Source organism: Streptomyces sp. SA15 (assembly GCF_002291145.1).
Classification (GTDB): Bacteria; Actinomycetota; Actinomycetes; order Streptomycetales; family Streptomycetaceae; genus Streptomyces.
The window spans coordinates 40307-66755 of sequence record NZ_NTGE01000197.1 but is presented as its reverse complement, the minus strand read 5'-3'; the positions used below and the strand labels follow the sequence as shown (position 1 = coordinate 66755).

At 70.8% G+C, this 26449-nt stretch carries 29 protein-coding genes; 18 read left to right on the top strand and 11 right to left on the bottom strand.

Annotated features, from left to right (window positions below):
* Positions 1 to 11: 11 nt before the first annotated feature.
* The gene (locus CLM62_RS42235; RefSeq protein ID WP_095755190.1) at positions 12 to 380 is read right to left on the bottom strand and encodes a hypothetical protein; all 369 of its coding nucleotides are present in this window, start codon (positions 378 to 380) and stop codon (positions 12 to 14) included.
* Positions 316 to 1023 (bottom strand): nucleoside/nucleotide kinase family protein, encoded by a 708-nt coding sequence (locus CLM62_RS42230; protein ID WP_095755189.1) that lies wholly within the window; start codon positions 1021 to 1023, stop codon positions 316 to 318. The genes CLM62_RS42235 and CLM62_RS42230 overlap by 65 nt, the downstream gene beginning before the upstream one ends.
* An 89-nt stretch (positions 1024 to 1112) precedes the next feature.
* Between CLM62_RS42230 and CLM62_RS42225 the strand changes: the two genes are divergently transcribed.
* The 8 genes from CLM62_RS42225 to CLM62_RS42190 all read left to right on the top strand — a co-directional run bounded on the left by CLM62_RS42225 (position 1113) and on the right by CLM62_RS42190 (position 9963).
* Positions 1113 to 1508 carry an SgcJ/EcaC family oxidoreductase gene (locus CLM62_RS42225; protein WP_095755188.1) on the top strand — a complete coding sequence of 132 codons (396 nt, stop codon included), beginning with the start codon at positions 1113 to 1115 and terminating at the stop codon, positions 1506 to 1508.
* A gap of 94 nt (positions 1509 to 1602) precedes the next feature.
* A complete protein-coding gene (locus CLM62_RS42220; protein WP_095755187.1) occupies positions 1603 to 2340 on the top strand; it encodes an HAD family phosphatase in 738 nt (245 codons plus the stop codon).
* Complete coding sequence (locus CLM62_RS42215) at positions 2337 to 4691, top strand: glycoside hydrolase family 65 protein (protein ID WP_095755186.1); 2355 nt, start codon at positions 2337 to 2339, stop codon at positions 4689 to 4691. The genes CLM62_RS42220 and CLM62_RS42215 overlap by 4 nt, the downstream gene beginning before the upstream one ends.
* Before the next feature lie 179 nt (positions 4692 to 4870).
* On the top strand, positions 4871 to 6427 hold the full coding sequence (locus tag CLM62_RS42210) for a hypothetical protein (protein ID WP_095755185.1): 1557 nt from the start codon (positions 4871 to 4873) through the stop codon (positions 6425 to 6427).
* Positions 6428 to 6571: 144 nt separating this feature from the next.
* On the top strand, positions 6572 to 7426 hold the full coding sequence (gene prcB, locus CLM62_RS42205; RefSeq protein ID WP_095755184.1) for a proteasome subunit beta: 855 nt from the start codon (positions 6572 to 6574) through the stop codon (positions 7424 to 7426).
* A gap of 169 nt (positions 7427 to 7595) precedes the next feature.
* Positions 7596 to 8765 (top strand): HoxN/HupN/NixA family nickel/cobalt transporter, encoded by a 1170-nt coding sequence (locus CLM62_RS42200; protein WP_095755183.1) that lies wholly within the window; start codon positions 7596 to 7598, stop codon positions 8763 to 8765.
* A gap of 259 nt (positions 8766 to 9024) precedes the next feature.
* Positions 9025 to 9315: a DUF6355 family natural product biosynthesis protein gene (locus CLM62_RS42195; RefSeq protein WP_095755182.1), complete on the top strand. Its 291-nt coding sequence runs from the start codon at positions 9025 to 9027 to the stop codon at positions 9313 to 9315.
* Positions 9316 to 9462: 147 nt separating this feature from the next.
* A complete protein-coding gene (locus CLM62_RS42190) occupies positions 9463 to 9963 on the top strand; it encodes a DUF5709 domain-containing protein (protein WP_095755181.1) in 501 nt (166 codons plus the stop codon).
* Positions 9964 to 9975: 12 nt separating this feature from the next.
* Here CLM62_RS42190 and sthA read toward each other — a convergent pair whose 3' ends face one another.
* From sthA to CLM62_RS42175, 3 genes are all read right to left on the bottom strand, one after another.
* A complete protein-coding gene (sthA, locus tag CLM62_RS42185; RefSeq protein WP_095755180.1) occupies positions 9976 to 11379 on the bottom strand; it encodes a Si-specific NAD(P)(+) transhydrogenase in 1404 nt (467 codons plus the stop codon).
* Positions 11380 to 11676: 297 nt separating this feature from the next.
* Positions 11677 to 11883: a hypothetical protein gene (locus CLM62_RS42180; RefSeq protein ID WP_095755179.1), complete on the bottom strand. Its 207-nt coding sequence runs from the start codon at positions 11881 to 11883 to the stop codon at positions 11677 to 11679.
* Between the two features lie 219 nt (positions 11884 to 12102).
* The gene (locus CLM62_RS42175; RefSeq protein WP_095755178.1) at positions 12103 to 13305 is read right to left on the bottom strand and encodes a beta-1,3-glucanase family protein; all 1203 of its coding nucleotides are present in this window, start codon (positions 13303 to 13305) and stop codon (positions 12103 to 12105) included.
* 316 nt (positions 13306 to 13621) lie between these two features.
* Between CLM62_RS42175 and CLM62_RS42170 the strand changes: the two genes are divergently transcribed.
* The gene (locus tag CLM62_RS42170; RefSeq protein ID WP_095755177.1) at positions 13622 to 14518 is read left to right on the top strand and encodes a GNAT family N-acetyltransferase; all 897 of its coding nucleotides are present in this window, start codon (positions 13622 to 13624) and stop codon (positions 14516 to 14518) included.
* Between the two features lie 118 nt (positions 14519 to 14636).
* Positions 14637 to 14978, top strand: coding sequence for a hypothetical protein (locus CLM62_RS42165; protein WP_095755176.1), 342 nt, complete (start codon positions 14637 to 14639; stop codon positions 14976 to 14978).
* 31 nt (positions 14979 to 15009) lie between these two features.
* Here the strand turns inward: CLM62_RS42165 and CLM62_RS42160 are convergent, their stop codons facing one another.
* Entirely contained in the window at positions 15010 to 15891 is an 882-nt protein-coding gene (locus CLM62_RS42160; RefSeq protein ID WP_095755175.1) for a Gfo/Idh/MocA family protein, read from the bottom strand.
* A gap of 374 nt (positions 15892 to 16265) precedes the next feature.
* Here CLM62_RS42160 and CLM62_RS42155 point away from each other — a divergent pair, with 374 nt between their 5' ends.
* On the top strand, positions 16266 to 17123 hold the full coding sequence (locus tag CLM62_RS42155) for an aldo/keto reductase (protein ID WP_095755174.1): 858 nt from the start codon (positions 16266 to 16268) through the stop codon (positions 17121 to 17123).
* Positions 17124 to 17351: 228 nt separating this feature from the next.
* A complete protein-coding gene (locus tag CLM62_RS42150) occupies positions 17352 to 18170 on the top strand; it encodes an SAM-dependent methyltransferase (RefSeq protein ID WP_095755384.1) in 819 nt (272 codons plus the stop codon).
* A 72-nt stretch (positions 18171 to 18242) separates the two neighbouring features.
* Here CLM62_RS42150 and CLM62_RS42145 read toward each other — a convergent pair whose 3' ends face one another.
* Positions 18243 to 19160, bottom strand: a complete 918-nt coding sequence (locus CLM62_RS42145; RefSeq protein ID WP_095755173.1) for a helix-turn-helix transcriptional regulator — start codon at positions 19158 to 19160, stop codon at positions 18243 to 18245.
* Positions 19161 to 19259: 99 nt separating this feature from the next.
* Complete coding sequence (locus tag CLM62_RS42140) at positions 19260 to 19490, bottom strand: DUF397 domain-containing protein (protein WP_095755172.1); 231 nt, start codon at positions 19488 to 19490, stop codon at positions 19260 to 19262.
* 278 nt (positions 19491 to 19768) lie between these two features.
* Here CLM62_RS42140 and CLM62_RS42135 point away from each other — a divergent pair, with 278 nt between their 5' ends.
* The 4 genes from CLM62_RS42135 to CLM62_RS42120 all read left to right on the top strand — a co-directional run bounded on the left by CLM62_RS42135 (position 19769) and on the right by CLM62_RS42120 (position 23115).
* Positions 19769 to 20263 carry an ATP-binding protein gene (locus tag CLM62_RS42135; protein ID WP_095755171.1) on the top strand — a complete coding sequence of 165 codons (495 nt, stop codon included), beginning with the start codon at positions 19769 to 19771 and terminating at the stop codon, positions 20261 to 20263.
* Positions 20264 to 20291: 28 nt separating this feature from the next.
* Positions 20292 to 20837 carry a hypothetical protein gene (locus tag CLM62_RS42130; protein ID WP_095755170.1) on the top strand — a complete coding sequence of 182 codons (546 nt, stop codon included), beginning with the start codon at positions 20292 to 20294 and terminating at the stop codon, positions 20835 to 20837.
* 121 nt (positions 20838 to 20958) lie between these two features.
* Positions 20959 to 22731, top strand: coding sequence for an ABC transporter ATP-binding protein (locus CLM62_RS42125; RefSeq protein WP_095755169.1), 1773 nt, complete (start codon positions 20959 to 20961; stop codon positions 22729 to 22731).
* A gap of 126 nt (positions 22732 to 22857) precedes the next feature.
* A complete protein-coding gene (locus CLM62_RS42120) occupies positions 22858 to 23115 on the top strand; it encodes a DUF5133 domain-containing protein (RefSeq protein ID WP_095755168.1) in 258 nt (85 codons plus the stop codon).
* A gap of 27 nt (positions 23116 to 23142) precedes the next feature.
* On the opposite strand, the gene CLM62_RS42115 is transcribed toward CLM62_RS42120, so the two are convergent.
* Positions 23143 to 24120, bottom strand: a complete 978-nt coding sequence (locus CLM62_RS42115; RefSeq protein ID WP_095755383.1) for a GlxA family transcriptional regulator — start codon at positions 24118 to 24120, stop codon at positions 23143 to 23145.
* 193 nt (positions 24121 to 24313) lie between these two features.
* On the opposite strand from CLM62_RS42115, the gene CLM62_RS42110 reads away from it, so the two are divergent.
* Both CLM62_RS42110 and CLM62_RS42105 read left to right on the top strand, forming a co-directional pair.
* On the top strand, positions 24314 to 24829 hold the full coding sequence (locus tag CLM62_RS42110; RefSeq protein ID WP_095755167.1) for a hypothetical protein: 516 nt from the start codon (positions 24314 to 24316) through the stop codon (positions 24827 to 24829).
* 126 nt (positions 24830 to 24955) lie between these two features.
* The gene (locus CLM62_RS42105) at positions 24956 to 25168 is read left to right on the top strand and encodes a hypothetical protein (RefSeq protein ID WP_095755166.1); all 213 of its coding nucleotides are present in this window, start codon (positions 24956 to 24958) and stop codon (positions 25166 to 25168) included.
* Positions 25169 to 25174: 6 nt separating this feature from the next.
* Here the strand turns inward: CLM62_RS42105 and tgmB are convergent, their stop codons facing one another.
* Both tgmB and tgmA read right to left on the bottom strand, forming a co-directional pair.
* The gene (tgmB, locus tag CLM62_RS42100; protein WP_095755165.1) at positions 25175 to 26155 is read right to left on the bottom strand and encodes an ATP-grasp ribosomal peptide maturase; all 981 of its coding nucleotides are present in this window, start codon (positions 26153 to 26155) and stop codon (positions 25175 to 25177) included.
* A 16-nt stretch (positions 26156 to 26171) separates the two neighbouring features.
* Positions 26172 to 26363, bottom strand: a complete 192-nt coding sequence (gene tgmA, locus CLM62_RS42095) for a putative ATP-grasp-modified RiPP (protein WP_095755164.1) — start codon at positions 26361 to 26363, stop codon at positions 26172 to 26174.
* Positions 26364 to 26449 lie beyond the last annotated feature (86 nt).

Genomic DNA, 26449 nt, shown 5'->3' with positions numbered 1-26449 from the left:
GGCTGTCCGCATCAGATGGGCAGCCCCAGCAGCCCCCACCCGCGCCGCGCGGTCTCATCGACGACGACGGCCCACTGGCGCAGAAGAGCGGCGAACTCGTCGAAGTCCGCGATCCAGCGCTCCGCGCGCGAGCAGCAGGCGGGGCCGCCAGGCGCCGCCCAGAAGTGCGCCTTGTACAAGCCGAGTGTGTCGCGGAACTCGTACCGCCCGCTCCACGGAACCTTCGGCGAGGCGGGAAACACCCAGCCCACCTCGGGCTGTGCGGCAAGTACGGCGTCGTCGGGGCACATGGCCTCGTACAGCAGCTCCTCCCGCTCACCCGCCGGCGTCCGCTCCAACTGCCCCCAGTCCACCGCCAGCACGGTGATGTCCAGCCCCATCCGGCCACCCTACGACGCCCCGCACCACCAGATCCGCCCGTCCCCGCGTCGCGGCGATCAGCTCCGCGTTGCGCTGGTCCGAGCCGAGCACCCACGCCACAGCCTCCTCGTGGGTCTTGCCGAACTCCTCGTGCCGCGCGACCAGGCGCCGGACGCGTTCGCGTTCGTCCTGCTCGCAGAACCACACCTCGTCCAGCTGCGGCCGCACTCGCGCCCACGCACCGGTGTCCAGCAGCAGGTAGTTGCCCTCCGTCACGACCAGCCGCGCCGTCGGCGGCACCGGGATCGCCCCCGCGATCGGCTGCTCCAGCACCCGCTCGAAGCCGGGCGCGTACACGACCTCGTCGTCCTCCTCCCGCAGCCGCCGCAGCAGCGCCGCGTACCCCGCCGCGTCGAAGGTGTCGGGCGCGCCCTTGCGGTCCCGTCGGCCGAGCCGGTCGAGTTCGACGTCGGCGAGGTGGAAGCCGTCCATGGGGACGTGCGCCACCCACGGGTCCCCGGCCACGTTCAGTGCTCGTACCAGGTGCTCTGCAAGGGTCGTCTTGCCCGCGCCGGGGCTGCCGGCGATGCCGAGGAGCGCGCGGCGCCCGTGCCGGGTGAGGGCGTGGGCGCGGTCGAGGAGATCGTCGAAGGTCAGCGGCACACAGGAGAGTGTGTCACCCTGCGCCGATTCGACGCCTTCGACGGCGGAGGGCAGTCTCGTGAAGAAGAGGGCAGGAAGGAGGCGACGCCGTGACCGACGACGCAGCGCAGGTCCGCACCCTGATCACCCGGTGGGCCGAGGCCGTCCACCGGGGCGACCTCGACGGCGTCCTCGCGGACCACGCCGAGGACATCGTGATGTTCGACGTCCCGCCGCCCCACGAGGGCATCCACGGCCTCGCCGCCTACCGCGCGACCTGGCCGCCCTTCTTCGAGTGGCAGGCCCAGGGTGCCTGCTTCGACATCGAGTCCCTCGACGTCACAGCCGGCACCGACGTGGCCTACGCCCACGCGCTGCTGCGGTGCGGCACGCCGGAGGAACTCGCCGCGCAGCCCACCCTGCGCCTACGGCTGACGCTCGGCCTGCGCAAGGAGGGGGGCCGCTGGCTGGTCGCCCACGAACACCACTCGTTCCCGCACGACTGACCCCCACTGAGGGCAGGTAAGAATCTGTCCTGAAATGCCCCCTCTGTGGCGTGCGCCACCCACTGGACGCGCCCTCGTGGGGAACCGTGCCTGTATGACGGAGCTCGGTCTACCCGAAGACATCCTGGCCTGCCTCTTCGACCTCGACGGCGTGGTCACCAAGACGGCCGTCGTGCACGCGGCCGCCTGGAAGGAGATGTTCGACGCGTTCCTGCGCGAACGCGAGGGCGAGCACTTCCGGCCGTTCGACGACGCCGACTACGACGAGTACGTAGACGGCCGCCCCCGCGCCGACGGCGTCCGCACCTTCCTCGCCTCCCGCGGCGTCGAACTGCCCGAAGGGGATCGGGACGATCCACCAGAGACCCCGACGGTCCACGGCCTGGGCAACCGCAAGAACGACCTGCTCCTGGAGAAGATCCGCACCGACGGCGTAGAGGCGTACGACGGCACCCTGCGCTACCTCGAAGCGGTCCGCGCGCACGGGCTGCGCACCGCGATCGTCTCCTCCAGCGCCAACTGCCGTGACGTCCTGCGCGCCATCGACGCCGAGCACCTCTTCGACGTACGCGTCGACGGCGTGGTGGCCGCCGAGCGGAAACTGCCCGGCAAGCCGCACCCGGACACCTTCCTGGCCGCCGCGCACGACCTGGGCGTCGAGGCCGCGCGGTGCGCCGTCTTCGAGGACGCCCTGGCCGGCATGGACGCGGGCCGCGCGGGCCGCTTCGGATACGTCGTCGGCGTCGACCGCGTCGGACAGACCGACGCCCTCTACGCGCACGGAGCCGACCGGGTCGTGAAGGACCTCGCCGAACTGGGAGGCACGGCGTGATCACCCACAGGTCGTACACCGTCGAGCCCTGGGCCGTGCGCGAGACGGACCTCAATCTGGACGTCCTGGCCCAGAGCGAGTCCGTGTTCGCGCTGTCCAACGGCCACGTCGGCTGGCGCGGCAACCTCGACGAGGGCGAACCGCACGGCCTGCCCGGCTCCTACCTGGGCGGCGTGCACGAACTGCACCCGCTGCCCTACGCCGAGGCCGGATACGGCTACCCGGAGTCCGGTCAGACCATCATCAACGTCACCAACGGCAAGGTGCTGCGGCTGCTGGTCGACGACGAACCGTTCGACCTGCGCTACGGCCGGCTCGTCGCCCACGAACGCACCCTGGACCTGCGCAGGGGTGTGCTGGAACGCGTCTGCGAGTGGATCTCCCCGGCCGGCTCCCGCATACGGGTGCGCTCCACGCGGCTGGTCTCCCTGACCCAGCGGGCCATAGCCGCCGTGGCGTACGAGGTGGAACCCGTCGACAGCCGGACGCGCGTCGTGATCCAGTCGGAACTCGTCGCCAACGAGAGCCTGCCCGAACCGGACGCCGACCCGCGCACCGCCCGGGCGCTGAAGTCGCCGCTGGAGCCGGAGGAGGACTTCGCCGACGGCCCCCGGCTGCGTCTGGTGCACCGCACCCGCCGCAGCGGCCTGAGGGTCGCCGTCGCCGCCGACCACGTCATCGACGGCCCCGAGCGGACCACGACGAGCAGCGAGAGCAACGTGGACGTGGCCCGGCTGACCGTCACCTCCGTCCTGGAACCCGGCCAGCGGCTGCGGGTGGAGAAGACGGTCGCCCACGGCTGGTCCGGCGCGCGCTCCCGGCCCGCGATGAGCGACCAGGTCGAGGCGGCCCTCGCCGCCGCCGGGCACAGCGGCTGGACGGGCCTGCTCCGGGACCAGCGGGCCTGTCTCGACGACTTCTGGGCGCGCGCCGACGTCGAGGTCGACGGCGACGAGGAGATCCAGCAGGCCGTCCGCTTCGCCCTCTTCCACGTCCTGCAGGCCGGCGCCCGCGCCGAACAACGGGCCATCCCCGCCAAGGGCCTGACCGGATCCGGCTACGACGGCCACGCCTTCTGGGACACCGAGACCTTCGTGCTGCCCCTGCTGACCTACACCGCGCCCGCCGCCGTGGCCGAGGCCCTGCGCTGGCGGCAGAACACCCTGCCCGCCGCCCGGGAACGCGCCCAGCAACTCGGCCTCGGCGGCGCCGCCTTCCCCTGGCGGACCATCGAGGGCTCGGAAGGCTCCGCGTACTGGCCCGCCGGAACCGCCGCCTTCCATGTGAACGCGGCCATCGCGGACGCCGTGGTGCGCTACACGGCGGCGACCGGGGACACCCACTTCGCCCGCGACACCGGCCTCGAACTGCTGGTGGAGACCGCCCGCCTGTGGAGCTCCCTCGGCCACCACGACCACCACGGCGTCTTCCACATCGACGGCGTCACCGGCCCCGACGAGTACAGCGCGGTCGCCGACGACAACACGTACACCAACCTCATGGCCCGCGCGAACCTGCTGGCCGCCGCCGACGCCTGCGAACGCCACCCCGAAGAGGCGGCCCGGCTCGGCGTCGACGAGGAGGAGAGCGCCTCCTGGCGCGACGCCGCGGAGGCCGTGCACATCCCCTACAACGACGAACTCGGCGTCCACGAACAGCATGCCGGCTTCACCCGCTACCAGCGCTGGGACTTCGCCGGCACCGGCCCCGACCAGTACCCGCTGATGCTGCACTTCCCCTACTTCGACATCTACCGCAAACAGGTCGTCAAACAGGCCGACCTGGTCCTGGCGATGTACCTGTGCAGCGCCTACTTCGAGGAGTTCCACGACGAGGAACAGATCGCCCGCAACTTCGCCTACTACGAGCCGCTGACCGTACGGGACTCCTCGCTGTCGGCGTGCTGCCAGGCCGTCGTCGCCGCCCAGTCGGGACATCTGGCCCTCGCCTACGACTACACGGCCGAGGCCGCCCTGATGGACCTGGCGGACCTGGAGCACAACACCCGCGACGGACTGCACATCGCCTCCCTCGCCGGCACCTGGACGGCCCTGGTCGCCGGCTTCGGCGGCCTGCGCCGGGACGGCGACTCGCTCCGGTTCGCGCCCCGCCTGCCCGAGAGGTTCAGCCGCCTCGCCTTCACCGTCCAACACCTCGACCGCCGCCTGCGCGTGGAGGTGGGCCCGGACAAGGCCACGTACACGCTGCTGTCGGGGGAACCCCTCACGATCCGCCACCACGACACCAGGCTGACCGTGAACGGCGACGGCCCCGTCGTCCGCACCGTCCCGCCGCCCGAGACGCGCCCCGCCCCGGAACAGCCCCCGCACCGGAGCCCGAACGCCCGCTGACGCCACTCCACCCCCGTACGGCCGAACTTCGCCCTGCATACCAGTCCGATGCAGGTTAGTTTGGCTATGTTTTTCGCATCCTAGTTCGCTCTCTGTTCGCTTTCTGTTCGCGTCACCTTCAGCCCACCAGGCTGTGCGGTCTGAGAAGCCCTACGACTTGTAGGGGTGAGGGGTCGACGATGTCCCACGGCACGAACGCCATGCTCGTCGGTATGCGGCGACGCGAACCGGCCACCGTGCCCGGCACGTCCTGGCGGACGCGCGGCGCGTGGCTGCTCGCGGCCGTGGCCTGCGCCTTCACGCTCGCCCAACTGGCCCTCGTCCGCCCCGGCATGGGCCTCGGCTGGGACGAGACGGTGTACGTCAGCCAGGTCGGCACCCAGGCACCGGCGTCCTTCTTCAGCGCACCACGCGCCCGGGGCGTCTCGCTGCTGGTGGCACCGATCGCGTCCTGGTCGACCTCCACCGAGCTGCTCCGCGTCTACCTCGCCCTGTTGTCCGGCCTCGGCCTCTACCTCGCCCTACGCGTCTGGCGAGGGCTGTTCCCGGCCCGCGTACTGGCCGCCGCGGGCGCCCTGTTCGCCTCCTTGTGGATCACGGTCTACTACGGCCCGCAGGCCATGCCCAACTACTGGGTCGCCATCGGCGCCCTGGTCTGCGTCGGCGGCTTCCTGCGGGCCAGGGCCGACCGCCACGACCGGTCGGCCCTGTGGGGGGTCGTGGCGGGCGCCGCGCTCATGGCGTGGATGCGGCCCACCGACGCCGTGTGGGTCACGCTGCCCCTGCTCGTCCTAGGGCCTGTGTCGAAAGTGGCGTCGTCCGCCCGACAGGCGCCACTTTCGACACAGGCCCTAGCGCCGGCGGCCCGCCAGTGGCGGCTCACGGTCGCTCTCGTGGGCGGACTCGTGGCGGGCGCGGGGGAGTGGGTGATCGAGGCGTACGTCTCCTTCGGCGGCCTGGGGCAGCGCCTGTCCGAGGGCTCCGACATCCAGGGTGGCCTCGGCTGGTACTTCGCCGTCGACGACCAGCTGCGTAGCCTGATCGGGCGGACCCTGTGCCGCCCCTGCACCGCGCCGATGCCGAACCCGGCGGTGTTCGCCTGGTGGTTCGTCCTGCCCCTGCTCGCCGCCCTCGGCCTGGCAATCGCGGTGCGGGCCCGGCGCACGGCCCCCACGCTTCTTCCACTGCTGTGCGCCGCGACGGCCGCCTTCCCCTACCTGTTCATGATCGGCTACGCCGCCCCCCGCTTCCTGCAGCCCGCCTACGCGCTGCTGGCGATCCCGGTCGCCGACGCCCTGTTCCACCTGGTCACCAAGCCGAACGGCCGGTGGCGTCCGGCGGCGGCGACCCTGGTCGCGATCGGGCTGGCCGGACACCTGGCGGTGCAGTACGTCGTCCTGGAGCGCACCGTGGACCGCACCACCGCCGACCGCCGCGACTGGGCCCGCACCGCCACCGACCTGCACCGCCTGGGCGTCCGCCCGCCCTGCCTGCTGACCGGAAACCAGTCCCTCCCCATCGCCTACTACGCCGGCTGCTCCTCGGCGGCGACCCACGGCTCCAACGCCAACAGCACCCGGGCAGAGATCCTGCGCACCGCCCAGCGGATTCCGACCGCCGCTCTGACCGAGCCGGGCGGCTCACCACCCGGGTACGCCCGCGACTGGGAGGTCCACCGCTCCGCCGGCTTCGATCTCCACCTCGCACCGACGCCGGGCCCGGACGGACCCGCGTGACGTCCGAGTGCTGCGGGGCACCGGCCGCGGTGGCCGCCTCCGCTTCCTGACCCGGCGCGAGGCGCTGTGACCCCGACCGGCGTTTCCCGTCCCCCGCCTTCTGGTAGGAGACCGGTTGTCGGCCCGGAGACGAGGGGGAGTGCCATGACGTGGAATGACAACGGCGGGCGGTTGGGGGAGGAGTTCTTCACTCCCGGGACCTCGTCCTTCACCGAGTTCCTGGCCGAGCACCGCCCGGAGTTGCTGAGCACGCGCCGGATCCTCCCGGACGGCATACGGGCCGCACCCGACCGGGTGCCGCACGGCACCACGGTGCTCGCCCTCGCCTACCGCGACGGCGTGCTGATCGCCGGCGACCGCCGGGCCACCATGGGCAACCTCATCGCCCAGCGCGACCTGGAGAAGGTGCACCCTGCGGACGACCACACCGCGGTCGCCTTCGCCGGCACGGTCGGGCTCGCGGTGGACATGGTGAAGCTCTACCAGGTCGAGCTGACGCACTTCGAGAAGATGGAGGGCACGCCGATGACCCTCAACGCGAAGGCGAGACGCCTGGCCGGCATGATCCGCCAGAACCTCGGCCAGGCCATGCAGGGCCTGGCCGTCGTACCGCTCCTCACCGGCTACGACCCGTCCGCCCCCGAGGGCGAGCGAGGCCGCATCTTCAGCTTCGACGTCGTCGGCGGGCTGTACGAGAAGCAGGACTTCCACGCCGAGGGCTCCGGATCGCCGTACGCGCGAGGCGCGTTGAAGAAGCTGTTCCGCAAGGGCATGGACCGGCGCGAGGCCGCCCTGGCCGCGCTCCAGGCGCTGTACGACGCGGCGGACGACGACTCCGCGACCGGCGGCCCGGACCTCAGCCGCCGGATCTTCCCGATCGTGTCGGTCATCACCGAGGACGGCTTCGAGCGGCTGACCGAGCCGGAGACGGAGGAGCTGAGCCGGGAGATGATCGAGCAACGCCGCAGCCGGCCGGACGGGCCGAACGCGACTCCGTGACGGGAACCATGTACGGAGGCAACTGTGACGCGGGCGCTGTGACGGGGGACTTTCCGCACTCGTGGTGAAGACCAGCCACGGGCTTTACTGCACATGTCTTGCACGTACCGGAGGATGGCGAAAGGCTGCATACCGCGGCCGTTCAGCCGAAAGAAGGACCCTCCGCCCGATGACGGCCGCCCCTGACTCCGCTCCGTCCCTCCTCCCCGCCACCGCCCCCGCCAGGGGCTCGGCCTGGCACCGCGTCCGTGGCTCCATGACGCGGCAGGAGTGGATCAGGGTGGGCGCAATGGCCGCCGTGGTGGTGGCCCTGCACGTGATCGGCTGGGTCACCCTGGTCGCGATCGTCGCGCCGCACCACTACAGCGTCGGCGAGAAGTCCTTCGGTGTCGGCATCGGCGTGACCGCGTACACGCTCGGCATGCGGCACGCCTTCGACGCCGACCACATCGCGGCGATCGACAACACCACCCGCAAGCTGATGGGCGAGGGGCAGCGGCCGCTGTCGGTCGGCTTCTGGTTCTCCCTCGGCCACTCCAGCGTCGTCTTCGCCCTGGCGCTGCTGCTCTCGCTCGGCGTGAAGACCCTCGCCGGACCGGTCCAGGACGACGACTCCCGCCTCCACGACGTCACCGGCCTCATCGGTACGACGGTCTCCGGGGCCTTCCTCTACCTGATCGCGGCGATCAACCTGGTCGTCCTGGCCGGCATCTGGAAGGTGTTCCGCCGGATGCGCTCGGGCCGCTACGACGAGGCGGCCCTGGAGGAGCAGCTGAACAACCGCGGCTTCATGAACCGCCTGCTCGGCCGCGTCATGAGGTCGATCACCAAGCCGTGGCAGATGTATCCCCTCGGCCTGCTCTTCGGGCTCGGCTTCGACACCGCCACCGAGATCGCCCTGCTCGTCCTGGCGGGCTCGGGCGCCGCCTCCGGCCTGCCCTGGTACGCGATCCTGTGCCTGCCCGTCCTGTTCGCCGCCGGCATGTCCCTGCTCGACACGATCGACGGCTCCTTCATGAACTTCGCCTACGGCTGGGCCTTCTCCAAGCCGGTCCGCAAGGTCTACTACAACCTCACCGTCACCGGCCTGTCCGTCGCCGTCGCCCTGCTCATCGGCACGGTAGAACTGCTCGGCCTGCTCGCGGAGAAACTCGGCCTGCACGGCGCCTTCTGGAACTGGATCAGCGGCCTCGACCTGAACCTGCTCGGCTTCGTGATCGTCGGCCTGTTTTTCGCCACCTGGATCGTCGCCCTGCTGGTGTGGAAGTTCGGCCGCATCGAGGAGAAGTGGACGGCGGGGCTCGCCGGGACGGAGTGCGAGAAGGCAAGTACGCCTTGACCATTCCGAGGTTGGGACCAACTCCGGCCCTCGCCGACGACTTGGTCGAGGCTACGCCGAACTGCCGGATACACGGCTGTTCGTGGCCGAGCGCATCGCCTGGACTCCCCACTCCCACGCCTCAAACGGTGACCCGGACAAGATCACCCCAGTGGCGTAACGGCAGAACGATTCCCCGGGTGAACGGCACGGCGGACGGTCCGTCGAACGGCGGCAGGGTGGCCATCCTGGGGCGGACATCCAACCCAAGGAGATTCTCTTGCGTGTTCGTCGTATGGTGACCAACGCCCTCGGTTCCGCCGCCCTCGTGCTCGCCTCGATGGGCGCCGTGACCACCACCGCGAGCCCGGCCGCCGCCGACCCGTGCGGATTCTTCGAGACCAGCGCCGACGCCTACTACAACCACTGCACCTCCGACGGCTCCCGCGTGGTCATCAAGGTCGAGGTCGCCCTGGCGCCCGACTACGAGCGGTGCGTCGCGCCCGGCAAGACCTGGCTGGGCTCGGCAAGCAAGATCCAGGGCGCCTATTACATCGGCCGCACCTGCTGACGAACAGCCCTCCCCGGCCCGTCTCCCTGGCCCGTCTCCCCGGGCCGGGGAGGGCTGCCTCATCCGGGGTTAGACATGGCGCAAAGGGAAACGCGGTTCGGGACACCGGAGTGAAGCGAGTCGACGCGGCGCGCGAGGGAGGCGGCCATGGGCACCGAACGGACGGACCCCGAACCGATGGCGGACGACGCGTACCAGCCCACCGGAAGCAACGAGGAGCAGGAGGACGCGGCGCCGCTCGACCTGCAGGACGCCGTCGACGAGCGAACCTACGACGAGACCCTCGCCGAGGGCTACTCCCCGCCGGAGAAGCCGCTCGGCGTCACCAAGCACGGCACCACGGCCGCCGAACAACACGACGGCGAGAGCCTCGACCAGCGCCTCGCGCAAGAAGCGCCCGAAGTGAGCGAGCCGCCCGGTGACGAGGTCGGCGACACCCCCGAGGGCGAGGGCGAACCGGTCGACCCGGAGGCGGGCACCGAGCGTGCCGGGCGTCTCGTCGCCCCCGACGAGGGCGCCCACGCCGACACCACCAAGGAGGAGGTCGCCTCCGACGTGGGCATCGACGCGGGAGCCGCCGGTGCGGAGGAGGCCGCCGTGCACGTGGTCGAGGACGACACGGCGCTTCCGGACGACAAGGGGGCCTGAGAAGGGCGGCGTTCAGTCCCCGATCCGGTCGATCAGACGGAGCTTGTTGGTGGCGTCCAGGGCGGCGACCTTGTAGGACTCCGCCAGCGTCGGATAGTTGAACACCGCGTCGACCAGGTAGTCGACCGTGCCCCCGCAGCCCATCACGGACTGACCGATGTGGATGAGCTCGGTGGCGCCGCTGCCGAAGCAGTGCACGCCGAGAAGGGTGCGGTCCTCGGGCGAGACCAGCAGCTTGAGCATGCCGTGCGAGTCGCCCATGATCTGGCCCCGGGCCAGTTCGCGGTAGCGCGAGATGCCGACCTCGAACGGCACCCGGTCCTCGGTCAGCTGGTCCTCGGTCCGTCCCACGAAACTGATCTCGGGGATGGTGTAGATGCCGATCGGCTGCAGGTTGTGCATCCGGGGCACGGGCTCCCCGCACGCGTGGTACGCCGCCGCACGGCCCTGTTCCATCGAGGTCGCCGCCAGCGCCGGGTATCCGATGACGTCGCCGACGGCGTAGATGTGCGGCACCTCGGTGCGGTAGTGCTCGTCCACCGTGATCCGGCCGCGCGGGTCCGCCGAGAGCCCGGCCGTGTCGAGGTCGAGGTCGTCGGTCAGGCCCTGCCGGCCCGCCGAGTACATCACGGCGTCGGCGGGGATCTTCTTGCCGCTCTCCAGGACGGTGAGGGTGCCCCGGGGATGCCGCTCGACCGCGGCCACCGTCTCGCCGAAGCGGAAGGTGACGGCCAGGTCCCGCAGGTGGTACTTGAGCGACTCGATCACCTCGACGTCGCACATGTCGAGCATCCCGGAGCGCTTCTCGACCACGGTGATCTTGCTGCCGAGCGCGGCGAACATCGACGCGTACTCCATGCCGATCACGCCGGCGCCGACGATGACCATGGAGCGCGGCACCCGTTCCAGGGCGAGGACGTTGTCCGAATCCATGATCGTCCGCCCGTCGAACTCCACGCTGTCGGGTCGGGCGGGGCGGGTGCCGGTGGCGATCACTATGTGCTCGGCGCTGAGCAGGCGTTCCTGGCCGGTGACCTCGCGCAGGGCGACGGTGTGGGCGTCGACGAAGCGGGCGGTCGCGGAGTGGAGGGCGACGTGGTTGCGCGAGAGCTGGCTGCGGACGACGTCGACCTCGCGACTGACCACGTGCTGGGTGCGTGCGGTCAGGTCGGCGACGGTGATGTCCTCCTTCACGCGATAGCTCTGTCCGTACAGGTCGCGCTGGGTCAGACCGGTGAGGTACAGCACCGCCTCACGCAGGGTCTTGGAGGGAATCGTCCCGGTGTGGATGGAGACCCCGCCGACCATGTCGGGGCGGTCGACGACGGCGACCCGGCGGCCCAGCTTGGCCGCGGCGATGGCGGCCTTCTGGCCGCCCGGGCCGGATCCGATGACAAGCATGTCGAAGTCGGGCACGCTCCGGAGTCTGACAGCCCCGGGGTGCTCTTCGAAAGGGCGAACGGGCAACTGCCGGGCGCGGGGAGCCGCCGTACGGGACGGAGCCGAGGCGCGGGGCGGCCCTGGCCGGGAGAGAGTCGAGGCGTGGGTGAAGTCCCGGCGGGCGCGCGGCGGTTGTGATCTGCGCCGGGCGCGGACGGTACGGGGACAGTCCGCACAGGCCCGCGGTGCACTGCCACGGGCAGGACGCGACCGCCCCGGAGCCCCGGCCGGACGAGGCCCCGGAAGCGGTCCCGCGACTACCGTGCCGCCCGGCTACGGCAGCAGCTTGTCGAGAGCGGCCGGTCCCTCCGCCTCCAGCTTCCGCCTGGCCCATTCGAGAGTGCGCGGGGTGAGGTCCTTGCCTGAGGCAAGCACCACGTCCTCCGGCGACACATCGGTGCCGGTGCGGGTGTGGAGCAGGGCGTCCGGGGTGGCGCGGTCCTCGGACGGCCCGGATACGTCGGGCTGTGACGTCGGCATGGTCTGCTCCTAGGATCCGGATCATTCCTCGGTCCCGGATTTTCACCGGTCCCGATATCACCATTCATCGCGCGGGCGCACCGTGCATCCCGAGAGACCGGGAACGGCACACCCACGACCCGGGTGCCCGGCCATGGGGGTCCCATGAGGGAGCGGACGACCGCGCTGCCACCACGGCCCAGGCACCCCGTGCCGGACCGTCCCCACAGGCCGCGCCGCCTAGAACGGCGTGAGCGTCAGCCGTATCCCCGTGGGCGCCGTGTCCTGGATGTACGAGGCGAAGTCGGCCACGTCGTCGAAGGCGAAGCCGTACGCCTTGCCGTCCTCGGTGGCCGCGTGCATCGCCTTGGCATAGTGGTTGGTGAGCGCGGTCCGGTAGAAGGAGGCGGCGTCGGTCGTCGGCTGGGCGGGCGCGCTGAGCAGCGTGGAGCGGTTGAACCCGGCGCCCAGCACGGCGGCGACCGGGCCGGTCGTGCCGTCGTTGGGGGCGGCGAGGTTGCCGTCGCAGAAGAGCACGTCCCGGGTCGACGGCTTGGCGAAGGAGACCGGCGCGGGCCCCTCGAAGGTGAGCCGCTCACCGCGCACCCGGCCGGTGAAGGCGCCCGCGTTCGTGGTCACGGTGAGGTCGTTGCCGGTGTACGCACTCCACACCTCGTCGATGGACGGCGCGAAATAGTCCTTGGGAAACAGGCCGGCGTCCAGCCCGTGACCAGGGGCGATGACCCGGGTGTCGTCCACGACCAGCGGCGCGAACTCCTCGATCCGTCGTACGGCGGCGAAGGCGTCCGCACGCCCCGAGGGGCGCAGCGTGCCCGTCGTCTGATCCTTCGCGCCGGTCAGCCGGATGCTCAGCGGCACGCTGAACATGTCCACCATGGTGGTGTTGCAGAACATGCCGGCGGAGTTGTAAGTGAACTCGGCACAGTCGTGCAGCACCGCGTGGTTGGGGTCCGAGGCCACCCAGCCGGCCGGATACTGCAGCGCGGGGTCGCCGTTGCCGTCCGTGACGACCTTGAGCTTGAGTTTCTGGCCCAGCGCCACATAGATCCGGCCGGACATGTACGGCAGGGACAGCCGGGTCTCGCCGCTGCCGGTCAGACCGATCGCGTAGTCGGTGTAGCCGTCGGCGCCGTTGTCGGAGAGGGCGATCGGCGCGAGGGCCCCGTCGGGGGTGACCCGCACCTGGCGGCCGTCCTGGTTTCCCACGATGTACACGTGGACGCTCGCGTTGCCGAAGGAACCGCTGTCGTTGACGATCGTCAGCGGCAGGGCGGCGGCCGCCGCGGGCGCGTCCGCGCCGTCGGTGGTGCCCGCGAGGGCGTGGGGGGCCAGGGCGGCGACGGCGGGCGCTGCCACGGTGGCACCGCCCAGGGCGAAGAGCAGCTTGCGACGACCGAGACGGTGCTGATGACGAGGTGTCATGTGGGGGGTCTCCTCGATCACTTGAAGGGCACGGTGTTGACGTGCGGGCGCCTGGTGGGGCCTTGAGAGCGCTCTCACGCGGTAGTTGGGTCCCGATGGTATGGACGGCCGTCCTCGCCGTATACAGAGCGGTGAGCGTTTGATCCGGCCTTAAGGGCCGCTTAATCGGTGTACTGTGAAGCGCCACGCCCGAGACCGACGGAAGGAGGCGAGTGCCGTGCAGTTCACACCGTTCAAGCGCTCCCTTTCCGTTGCCCCGGCGTGCTTCGTCTGACCGGGAGCGCTCCACGCAGCATGCATCCCGGAGGACATCCCCATGACCGATCTGGTCATTCGCGCGCTCGACGAGCGCGACGCACCTCTCTTCGACTCCCTGCCGGACCCGCTCGGCGCCCGTGAAGGGCACCGGCGCACCCGGCACCGCCCCGACTGGAAGCGGGTGGCCCTGCGTGACGGCAGGGTCGTGGCGCGCGGCGCCTGGTGGGGCGGCCCCGACGACACCGAGCCCGTCAACATCAACTGGTTCGACGTGGCCGAAGGGGAGGAGGAAGCGGGCGCGGAACTCCTGCGCACCGCTCCCTGGCAGGTCGAACTCGAACTGAACCTGCCCGGAGGCTGGCGCGAGGACCCTGACCTGCGCGCCGCCGCCGAGACCCGCTTCACCGCCGCACGCACGGCCGGATACGAACTCCTGGTGGAACGCTTCCTGTACCGGTGGACGCCGGAGTGCGGCCTGCCGGAGCGGCCCGGCCGCCTGGTGTTCCGGCCCGAACCGGACGACGCGGTGTTCTTCGACGCGCTGCGCAGCATCCACTCCGCCACTCTGGACGCCCACGCCCTGCTGGCGATCGAGGAAGGCGGCCTCGAAAGGGCCGCCCAGGAGGAGCTCGACTTCTTCCACTGGTGCCCGTCGCCGAGGGAGTGGTGGCAGGTCGCCCACACCCCGCAGGGGGATCCGGTGGGCATCAACATCCCGGCGCACAATCCGACGGGGCCGTGCGTCGGCTTCATCGGGGTCCTGCCGGAACAGCGCGGACACGGCTACGCCTACGACCTTCTGGCGGAGTGCACCCACTTCCTGGTCGAGCGGGGCGCGGAGTTCATCGGCGCCGCGACGGACCAGGGCAACTTCCCCATGGCCGCGAACTTCACCAAGGCCGGCTACCCCGTCGTGAGCGAACGCCTCAACTTCCACGCGACCCGTATCGGCTGAGGTCGTGCCCACGGACTGAAGTCGTCCGCCCCGGCACTGACAGGCAGTCAGGCCCGTCTGTCAGTGCCGGGTGGCATGCTGATCGTCGGTGTGACCGGCAGCGGGCGACGGAGGTGCGGTGGGGTTCGACGGCGAGGTCTGGCAGGTGCGCGGTGACGACGGGGCAGTGGGGGAGATCCTGATCGACGACGCCGACTTCCCGTGGCTGTCGGGCCGGTTCACGGCCGGCCCGGCGTTCGGCGCCGTACAGGAACTGTTCGCCCGTGAACTAGCCCTGGCCGAACGGGACGACGAGGAACACTGGGAGCAGTGGGAGACGGCCTACGACGAGATCCGCAGACGTGTGTCGCTGTCCTCGCCGGACGGTCCCGTCCCTGAGTTCCTGCTGCACATCGCCGGCGACCGGGCGTGGTTCCGCTGGAGCGACGAGCCGCTCGCCGACGACCCGTCCGGCGGGTGAGCGACGCGGCCCCCACGGCCATGGGCGAGGATCAGCCGCCGTTCAGTACGTCCTCGGCCGCCGCCAGTATCTCGGTGACCCGCAGGCCGAACGTGGCGTCGCACGGGTGGGGGCGGCCGGTGCGGGCGGAGGCGAGCAGGGCGTCCGCGGCGCGGGTGACGGCGGGCAGGAGGCCCTCCTGGCTGTCCGGGAGCAGCGTCACCCCCGCTTCGCCCCGCAGCTCGACCTCGACTCCCGCTGCCGCCGGCGGGGCCATGAGGCTCAGGGTCAGGGTGCTCGACGCGCCGCCGGCATGGTCGAGGACCAGGTGCACCGTGTCGGCGGGGCCGTGCGCTGCCGCCGTCACACGCCGGACGTCGCCGAGCACCGGCAGGAGGATGGACAGGGCATGCGGACCGACGTCCCACAGGGCGCCCTTCTCGCGCCGCCACGGCGAGTCCGCGAACGGGCTGTCACCGGTGAACACCGAACCCAGCCACTGCGCCCGGCCGGTGAACCAGCCGCCCCTGCCCGCCTGTTCGGTGATCCACGCCTCGGTCTCGGTCCAGTAGCGGGTGGTGAAGAAGACCACCGAGGCGACGCCGGCCTCCTGGACCGCATCGACCACGGCCCGCCCCTGCTCTACGGTCGCTGCGAGGGGCTTGTCCAGCAGCAGGTGGCATCCCGCCCCCGCGGCACGCACCGCGAGCTCGGCCTGCACGGTCGGGGGCAGCGCGACGGCCACGGCATCCACATCGGCGAGAAGCGCGTCCACGTCGTCGTAGGCGCGCGTGCCGTGGAGGCCGGCCAGCTCCTTGGCCGCGTCCGGGCGGCGGCCCCACACCCCGACGAAGTCCAGCTCGTCGTGCCCGCTCAGGGCGGGGGCGTGAGCCATCCGCGCCCAGGGACCGGTGCCGAGCAGTCCTATGCGCATACCGCCGCCTCTCCACGCCGTGGAACCTGGTGACGACCGGTGCCGGGTGGCCGACGGTCAAGGGTGAGCGTCGCACATCGACAGGGCGGATGGGCAAGCCCCGTCGGGTTCGGCGACCCGCTCGCCCTCCGCCGCAGGGATTCAGCAGCCCGGCTGCTGAATGCGTTCTCATTCTTCTATTGGACCTACGGGACAGCGGGCGGAGAGGCTGGTGAGCGCCCGGCGCCGCGAACCTAGTGCCCCGACAGGCAACGTTCTTTGGCCGCTGCGCGGTGGGGCGCTCCTTGACGGGCAAACGTTGCCTGCCGGGGCACTAGTTGGCGGCGTAAGACACCATCGATTTCCGCGCGACAGCCGAAAGAGGTCTCGAGCACATGCACACTCGCCGCATCGGTGACATCGAAGTCAGCGCGATCGGCCTCGGCGCCATGCCCATGTCCATCGAGGGGCGACCGGACGAGGCACGATCCCTCGCCACGGTCCACGCCGCCCTCGACGCGGGCCTCACACTGATCGACACCGCGGACGCCTACCACATGGGCGCCGACGAGGTCGGCCACAACGAGACCCTCATCGCCAAGGCACTCGCCACCCACGACCGGGGCCAGGACGTCCTGGTCGCCACCAAGGGCGGCCATCTGCGCCCCGGAGACGGCAGCTGGACGTTGGACGGCAGCCCCGGGCACCTCAAGGAAGCCTGCGAGGCCTCCCTGCGCCGGCTCGGCGTGGAGGCCATCGGCCTCTACCAGTTCCACCGCCCCGACCCGAAGGTGCCGTATGCGGAGTCCGTCGGCGCGATCCGGGACCTCCTCGACGAGGGGAAGATCCGCATGGCGGGGATCTCCAACGCCGATCCGGAGCAGATCGGGCAGGCCAACGAGATCCTCGGCGGTCGGCTGGTCGCCGTGCAGAACCAGTTCTCCCCGGCGTTCCGCTCCAGCGAGCCCGAACTGCGCCTGTGCGACGAACTCGGCATCGCCTTCCTGCCCTGGAGCCCGCTCGGCGGCATCTCCCGCGCCGGCGAACTGGGCTCGGCCCACGCCCCGTTCGCCCGGATCGCCGCGGCCCACGGAGTCAGCCCGCAGCGCGTGTGCCTGGCCTGGATGCTCGCCAAGTCACCGGTGGTCGTACCGATCCCGGGCGCGAGCCGCCCCGAGACGATCCGCGACTCGTCCGCCGCGGCGGACCTCGTCCTCACCCCGGAGGAAGTCGCGGAGCTGGATGCCGCCTGATGTGAGGGGTGTCGGGCTGGGGAGCCGGGCTTGAGACGGCAGCCCAGCCTGCCCACCGCGGCCGACGCGCCGGCTCACAAACGGACGGCGCGCCCGCCCCATCCCCGCTCGACCTCACCCTTCCACTGCGGAGGATCGCGCATGGACTGGCATCGGCGATCGTCGGGTCCCTAGGATGGACTCCCTGTCCTGCCAGGCCAGTTGGCGCGGCACGAAGCTGGGGGAATGATGCACACGGGTAAGCAGCTGTCCACGTCGATCGACGCCACCGTACCCACGGCCGCGCGCATGTACGACCACTACCTGGGCGGCAAGGACAACTACGCGGCCGACCGGGCGGCGTGCGAGGAACTCGACAAGGTCGTTCCGAGCACGCGTCGCCTGGCCATCAACAACAGGCGGTTCCTGCAGCGGGTCGTCAAGGTGCTCGCCGCGGACCACGGCATCCGGCAGTTCCTCGACCACGGCTCCGGCCTGCCCACCCAGGACAACGTCCACCAGGTCGCTCAGCGCATCGACCCGACCTCGCACGTGATCTATGTCGACAACGACCCGATGGTGCTGGTCCACGGCCGCGCCCTGCTGGAGCAGGACGAGCGCACGGCCGTCATCCACGCGGACATGCGGGAGACCGACGCGATCTTCTCGCACCCGGACACCAAGCGTCTGATCGACTTCTCCCAGCCCGTCGCCGTGCTGTTCAACTCGGTGATGCACTGCATCCCCGACAGCGAGACCGACGGTCCCCCCGCCCTGGTCCGCCGTGTCGTCGAACGGCTGGCGCCCGGCAGCTTCATGGTGATGTGCCAGCTGGTCAGCGAGGACCCCGAAGTCCGTGACTTCGTCACCAACTTCATGGACCAGGCCACCCAGGGGCACTGGGGCCGGGTCCGTCAGCAGAAGGACGTCGCCGAGTGGTTCGAGGGGCTGGAGATCCTCGAACCGGGCCTCATGGAGGTCTCCACCTGGCGACCGGACTCCGAGGTGGCGCCCCGTCAGCTCACCCACGAATGGATCGAGTTCGGCGGCGTCGCCCGCCTCCCGTAGCACCCGAGAAACGAACAGCACTGAGAAACCACGAACGCCCCCCACGGGACTCCTGCGGGGGGCGTTGCGGGTTCAGGCGCCGTAACGCTGCTTCATCGTCCCGCGCAGCAGTTCCAGCGAATCCCTCGGTTCGAGCGCCTCGTCGGCCAGCCGGTCCAGAGCGAGGCGGTACTCCTCCGTCTCGTCCCGGTCCTCGAGGAAGTTGGCGCTCTTGATGTGCTCGAGGTAGACGACGTCCGGCAGGTCCAAGCCGCCGAAACGGAGATACGTGATCGGGAAGGACGGCGCCGAGGCACCCGAGACGTCCAGCGGCACGACCTGCACGGTCACGTTCGGGCGTTCGGCCATCTCGACCAGATGCTTGAGCTGCTCGCGCATCACCTCGCGACTGCCCAGGACACGCAGCAGCACCGACTCGTCGACGACCGCCCACAGCTGCGGGGCATCCGCGCGCAACAGCAACTCCGCGCGCCGCGTGCGCAGTTCGACCCGGCGCCTGACCTCGCCGGCGGCCGCGGCGGGCAGACCGCGTTCCACCACTGCCCGGGTGTAGTCGGGGGTCTGCAACAGGCCGGGCACGTACTGGATCTCGAAGGTACGGATCGCGGCGGCCGCCTCCTGGAGGCCGACCAGCCGGTCGAACCACTCGGGCATCAACCGCTTGTCGTAGCGCTGCCACCAGCCGGGCTCACCGGCGCGCCGCAGAAGTTGGAGCAGCACCGACGCCTCGTAGTCATCGGTGCCGTACAGCTCCAGCAGCGCGCGGACGTCGCCCTCCGCGGGCGGACGGCGGCCCTTGCCCGACTCGATGCGGGACAGCTTCGCCGCACTGAACCCCAGAGCGCGCGCCGCCTGGTCCTGGGCGAACCCGGCGTCCTCGCGGAAACCCGCAAGCTGCACGCCGACCAGCATCTTCAGCAGGGTCGGAGCCGGCTCCGGGCGGTCCAGATACGGCTGCAGACGGGAGATGCGATGCGACTCGGCGGACATCCTGACTCCCAGTAAACCGGCATAGAGGCGACTTACATTATCGCACTCCGCCGTGCCTCACCGCATCCATCCGTGTACGCAAGGGAGTCGACCTCTCCGTCACAGCAGGTGGTCGAACTCGCCCTCCTTCGCGCCGGCGAGGAACGCAGCGACCTCGGCCGGCGTGTAGACGAGGGCCGGACCGTCGGGGTCACGGGAGTTGCGCAGCGCGATGCTCCCGCCGACCAGAGCGGCCACTTCCACACAGTTGCCCTCGGCGTTGCTGTGCCGGCTCTTGATCCAGCGGGCGTCCAACGAACTCGCCCGCACTCCGTTCTGCACTGGTGGCACCGCAGTCTCCTTGCTGTTCACGTTCCTCACCGGGCGCCGTGCCCGGCCTGACGGGAAGGGACGGACCGCGTTCCACGGCCCCTCCCGCCCCACCCGTCTTTCGTGCAATTTCTCGTGCAATTGCACGCGGACGCTGTCAGCGTGGATAATAGCTCCGGCGTCAACCCCCACGTTGGCCCGCTGTCTTGACGTCGCATCAGGGAGATGTCGTGTCATCACCTGCGAACCACGTGCTCCGGCAGCCCGGTGAGGTGCTGCCCGGGGCAGGTGGAGCGGACATGACCGGCGGGCTCCCGCCGCGGCCGCGAACGGTGGACCCGAGTGAGCAACCGTCCCTGAGGCCGGTGCGCCCGAGCGACGCCGCCGGCTCCGCCGTACTGCGCATCAGATGCAGCGGGGAGGGCTTCGCCGAGGCCCGGTCCTTCACCCGGGACACGCTGCACTGCTGGTCGCTCGACCACCGCAGCGACGACGCCGCCCTGGTGATCACCGAACTCGCGGCCAACGCCGTGGCCCACGCGCTGCCCCGGCTCCCCGCGAGCGAGACGGAAGTCTGGCTCGGCCTGCTGCTCGATCCAGCCCATGTGATGCTCACCGTCTCCGACTCGGGCGACAACCCGCCCGAGTACCCGGCCACCGACGGCTCCGGTCTGCGGGAGCACGGCCGTGGCCTGTGCATCGTCGACGCTCTGGCCGAGGAGTGGGGCTGGACCCTCAAACCCCCGGCCGGCAAGACCGTCTGGGCCAAGTTGTCGACCTTCCCTCCCCCCTGACATGACCGCCGCGGAAAGGCCCCACGCCATGCGCACCGCTCCGAAGCGCCAGCCGAGCACCGAGCGCACCGACCACCCCGTGCCGCCCACCGGTACGGCCAGAACCACGCCCCTGACGGGCCTGGACCGGGTGCCGTGGCGCGAGATCCAGGATTCCACCGGCTGCGCGGCGGCCATCCCGCGGCTCCTCGACCGCGTCGCCCGGGGCGACGCCGACACCGCCCGCGCCGCACTCGGCGAACTGCGGGGACGTGTCTGCCAGTACGGCTTCGTCGTGGAACAGGCCACCGCCGCCACGGTCCCCTTCCTGTGGGAACTCGCCCAGCGGCCCGACGTCACCTGCCGCGCGGAGATCATCCAGCTGCTCAAGAGCATCGCCGACGCCCGGCAGTGGGAGAGCACGGCCGCCGTCTATCCCAAGCTGCTCAACCACCGTGAGAACCATGTGGTGTGGGAGCGCGCCGCGCGACAGGCCGTCCACGAACGGCGCGGCGCCCTGCGGCGGTTGATGGCCGAGAAGGACACCGAGATCGCCCGCGCCACGACGGAGCTAGCCCGCACGCTGGGCGTGTGACGCCTCCCACCAGAACGTCGGCACCCTCTCCGAGGCTCCTTCCCCTGCCTGGTGTACTCCTTGTCCGCCAGGGAAGGAAAGCGCTTGCCCTGCCCACGGCAACCGCGAAGGACCACCGCCCATGGCGTCGTCGCTCGAGAGACCGCTCGACCATCGCTACCGGGACGAACATCCCGTACGCACCCTCGCCTACCTGTTCCGTGCCGACCGCCACCGCCTCGCCGCGGCGGTCGGCATCTTCACGGTCAAGCACAGCCCCGTCTGGCTGCTGCCGCTGATCACCGCGTCCATCATCGACACCGTCGTCCAGCACCAGCCGGTCTCAAGGCTCTGGACGAGCACCGGGATCATCCTGTTCATCCTGCTGGTCAACTACCCGCTGCACCTCCTGTACGTACGCCTCCTGTACGGCAGCGTGCGCCGCATGGGCACCGACCTGCGCTCCGCGCTGTGCACGCGCATGCAGCAGCTGTCCATCGGCTATCACTCCCGCGTCAGCGCCGGTGTGCTCCAGGCCAAGGTGGTGCGCGACGTCGAGACCGTCGAGCAGATGGTGCAGCAGACCGCCGAGACCGGGCTCGGAGCGACCACCGTGCTCGTCGGCGGCCTCGTCATCATCGCCGTCCGCACACCGGAGTTCGTCCCCGTCTTCCTCGTCGTCGTACCCGCCGCCGCGATGGTCGTCGCCCGGCTCCGGGCCCGGCTGCGCACCCACAACGAGCACTTCCGGCACGAGGTCGAGACACTGTCGTCCCGAGTGACGGAGATGACCCGGCTCATCCCGGTCACCCGCGCCCACGGCCTGGAGGGCAAGGCGCTGCGCCGCATGGACGGCACCCTGCGCCGGCTGCTGACCTCCGGGATGCGCCTCGATCTCGTCAACGGCCGGTTCGCCTCGCTGGCCTGGGTCGTCCTCAACGTGGTCGGCGTGCTGGTCCTGGCCGGCGCCGCGCTGATCTCGTACCACGGCGTCTGGGGCGTCACCCCCGGCGACGTCGTCATGCTCAGCGCCTTCCTGACCACGCTCACCAACTCCACGACAACGTTGGCAGGGCTCGCCCCGGTCATCACCAAGGGTCTGGAATCCGTCCGCTCGGTCGGCGAGGTGCTTCAGGCGCCCGAACTCGAGGACAACGAGGGCAAGACCGAACTCGCCGCGCTGCGCGGCGCCGTCACCTTCGAAGGCGTCGGCCACGCCTACGACGACAGCGGCCGGCCCGCCGTACGGGACTTCACGCTCTCCGTCACGCCGGGCGAGACCGTCGCCCTGGTCGGCGCGTCCGGCGCGGGCAAGTCCACGGTCCTCAACCTCGTCATCGGCTTCATCAGGCCCACCTCGGGCCGGCTGCTGCTCGACGGGACCGACATGAACACCCTCGACCTGCGCACGTACCGGCGCTTCGTCTCCGTCGTACCGCAGGAGTCGATCCTGTTCGACGGCACGATCCGGGAGAACGTCGCCTACGGCATGGAGGACGAGGCCGACGAGGAGGCGGTGCGGGCTGCCCTGCGCGACGCCAACGCGTTGGAGTTCGTCGACCGGCTGCCGCAGGGCCTGGACACCCTGGTCGGCGAGCGCGGCGCCCGGCTGTCCGGCGGGCAGCGTCAGCGCCTCGCCATCGCCCGCGCCCTGATCCGGGACCCCAGAGTCCTCGTCCTGGACGAGGCGACCTCGGCGCTGGACACCCAGTCGGAGGCCCTCGTACAGCAGGCGCTCGCCCGGTTGCTGCACGGCCGCACCACCTTCGTGGTGGCGCACCGGCTGTCCACCGTACGGGGCGCGGATCGCATCGTGGTGATGGGGGACGGCCGTATCCAGGAGATCGGCACGCACGAGGAACTCCTGCGCCGGGGCGGGGCGTACACGGCGCTGCACAGCGGGCAGGTCGCCTGACGGCGCACGGGGAGCGCAAGACGGGAAGTAACGGTTTTGCGCCAAATGCGCCCCGCGCGGCCACTCAGACGCATGGTCCGGCACGGATCGGGCATACGCAGCGAAAACTCGAGAGAGGGGCGCTACGTGCTCGTTCCGGACCCCAAGGTCGTCAGGAAGCTGCTGACTCGGTACGCATCGCTGCGGATCGCTCAGGCGGAGAGGGAGAGGAAGGCGACGGCACGTGAACTGGCGGACGTCAGTTACACACTGTGCGTGATGATGGGTACGAGCGACATCTACGACGCGGTCGCCAAGGCCGACGCCCTGCTGATGGAGGCCGCGCGCCCGGATGCCGGCGCGACGGACCCTGACGAGGAGAACAGGCTGCGGATGGCCGTGTGACGTCGCGTCGTCCCGGCCGTACGCCGTTCAGGGGCGTGCGGCCGGGACGACAGTCTTCCTGCCCTGGAAGGCGGCGCGGTAGTTCTGTGGAGTGGTGCCGACCACCCGGCGGAACCGTTCGCGGAAGGCGGTGGGTGAACCGAACCCCGCCTGTCCCGCGATCCGTTCCACCGGGTGGTCGCTGTTCTCCAGCAGGTACTGGGCCCGCCGTACGCGCGCCCGCAGCAGCCACTGCAACGGCGTGGTGCCCGTCTGTTCACGGAATCGACGGCTGAAGGTACGTTCGCTCATCCCCGAGCGGGCCGCCATCGTCCCGAGGGTGATGTCGTGGGCCAGGTTGTCCTCGACCCACTCCAGGAGGGGTTCGAGACTCGAGCCGCGCGGCACGGGCGGGTGTTCGTGCACGATGAACTGGGCCTGCCCGCCCTCCCGTTCCAGCGGCATGACGGACATCCGGGCGGCATGCGCGGCGACGGCCGACCCCAGATCCCGCCGGATCATGTGCAGACACATGTCCATGGCCGCGGCGGCTCCGGCCGAGGTGAGGATCTGCCCGTTGTCGACATACAGCACGTCCGGCTGCACCTCGACGCGTGGATAGCGCCGCGCCAGCACATCGGCGGCCACCCAGTGGGTGGTGGCCCGCAAGCCGTCCAGCAGTCCGGCCTCCGCCAGCACGAAGGCCCCCACGCACACGGACGCGATCCTGGTGCCGGCCTCGGCGGCCCGCCGCAGCGCCGCCACCACGTCGGCGGACGGCGGACCGGCCTCCTCCGAGCAGCCCGGCACGATGATCGTGTCGGCGTCCGCAAGCGCCTCGAGTCCCCGCTCCACCCGCAGGGCGAAACCGTCCCCGTCCGCGCGCACCTCCGGCGCCTCGGCGCACAGCCGCACCCGGTAGGGGCGGCGGCCGTCGGGCAGCCGTGTCCAGTCGAACACCGTCATGGGCGCGGCCATGTCGAACGGCACCACTTGATCGAGAACCAGGATCGCCACCGTATGCATGAGCGCCACGATAGGCAGGTTCCCGCCATGCGGCATGAGTCCTGTACGGCGCCGCAGCCGCGGTGGAAACGCTGATGGACGTGTTGGCGAGAATCCGTTGGAACCTGTCGTTTCCGCCCCTGTGTGATCACCCACGGGGTTCCTAGGGTGGGCCGGACACCGCCGCTCGCAGCACAGGGAGACACCCCACCCGATGACCAAGTTCCTGCTGACCCTGCACGTCCTGGCCGCCATCGTCGCCGTCGGACCCGTCACCGTCGCGGCCAGCATGTTCCCGCCGGCCGCGCGCCGCGCCCTGGGGCCTGTGTCGGAAGCGGCGCCTGCCGGGCGGACGACGCCACTTCCGACACAGGCCCTAGCGGGCCCGGACGGGGTCGGCACCGTGCGGCTGCTGCACCGCATCTGCCGGGTCTACTCCGGTATCGGCCTGGCCGTACCCGTCCTCGGACTCGCCACGGCGCTGGCGATGGGTGTCCTCGGCAGCGGCTGGCTCGTCACGTCCATCGCCCTGACCGCCGCGGCCGCCGGGATCCTGGTCGCCTTCGTACTGCCCCGCCAGGACGAACTCCTCGGCCAACTGACCGAGCACCAGCCCGTGGAGCGCGCCAGCACCGTCCAACTGGCCATCTTCACCGGCCTGTTCAACCTGTTGTGGGCCACGGTCACCGTCCTCATGATCGTCCGGCCGGGCTCCACGACAGGAGCCTGACCGCGGGGCGTACACGTGCCCTGTGTCAAGCCCACCACTCGAATGCACATCTCGGTGTGCGGGGGCGCATAGACTCGGCAGTCGTGCCCATGCTCGTGGGCTGTGACACGAAAGGCGCGTTGACGGGTGTTCCAGGATTCTCCCATCTACGACCGACTCGTCGCCGAGCACGGCGACGTTCCCACTCAGACACGCAGGGAGGCCGAGCGTGTGAGCAGGGAACTGGAGTACGTCATGCGACCGCTGCAGTCCCACGCTCCCGGCCTCCCCGCCGAGCGCCCCGCCTCCCCGGGCGCGGGCTGGCAGCGGGCTGCCCTGCCCGGCCCGCGCCCGCACTGACCCGGCTCATCGCACCGCCGTGTTCGCCCCGTTGGCGTGGGCCTGCGGCGGTGGTGGGCCCGGTCGGGCCAGCCACTCGGCGATGGCGCGCGCGATCGGCTGACCCGTCTCCACCTCGATGAATCCGAACTGCCCCGACTGGTTGCACTCCAGGAACCACCAGGTGCCGTCCGCGTCCTCGGCGAAGTCGAAGGCGCCATAGGCTAATTCGGCGGCCCGCAGATACGCCTGGACGGCGGTGGCGACGCGCGGCGGAACGTCGGTGGGACGCCAGGGGGAGCCGGCCGCGGCGAAGCGGACGTCCACCTCGTCGGCGTCGTCGGGGCCGGCCTTGCGGGCGGCCAGCATCCGCTCGCCCACAGCCGTCAGGCGGATGTCGGCCCGCTTCGCGACGCGCCGTTGCAGCAGCGTGGGACCGTACGCGACGGCAGAGAAGTCGGTGTCCGGGGCGACACGGCTGGTCGGCACCGCCCGGGGCGGATCCTGCGGATGGGCGCCGGAGACCGGCTTGACCACCAGGTCCGGATAGCGTTCCGCGAACTCCCGTGCCGCCTGCGGGAACGTTGTGATGAGAGTGGCCGGCACGGGCAGGCCGCAGCGTTGGGCGAGCCGCAGTTGCCAGGGCTTGTGGCGGGCCCGGCGGGCCGCGTCGGGGTGGTTCATCCAGCGCGCGTCACAGCCGCGCAGCATGCCGTAGAGAGCCTGGGAGGCCTCCTCGGTCAGCCAGGCGGAGGGCGCGGCCGCCCGCGCGGCCGGTGTTCCCGGCCTGCGCACCCAGACGGACCGCAGCCCCCCGATGCTCACCAGGCGGCCCGCGGCCGACAGATGGCCGCGGAACGTACCGTGCACATACTCCCCGGACAGCGCGACACCACCGGTCAGATCGGCAGGGTCGAGCCGGACCACCGGAACCCCCGTTGCGTTGAGGTGCACGACCACCATGTCCGCGGTCACGTCCTCTTCGCAGGTAAGAATCAACACGGTCATGGTCGGGTGCCCGTGTTCAGTCGTCGAAGTGCGTCTTGGAGCCCGCGGTGGAGGTCGTGGTCCCCAACTCCCTCATCAGGCCGTGGTCGCAGGCGGCTATCCGCCCGTCGAACAACACGTTCAACTGCAGTCCGGAGTCGTAGAAATACGGAGTGGTGGCCTCCAACTCCGCTGCCGGACGTGCGTAGTTGAGCGCGAACGGTTGCATCGTCTCTCCCTCGCCGGTGGTGCTGCGATCAAACGACGGTCACCCTGCGGCCTCGTTCGGTCCGCCGACTTCCTCGGGCTTCCAGA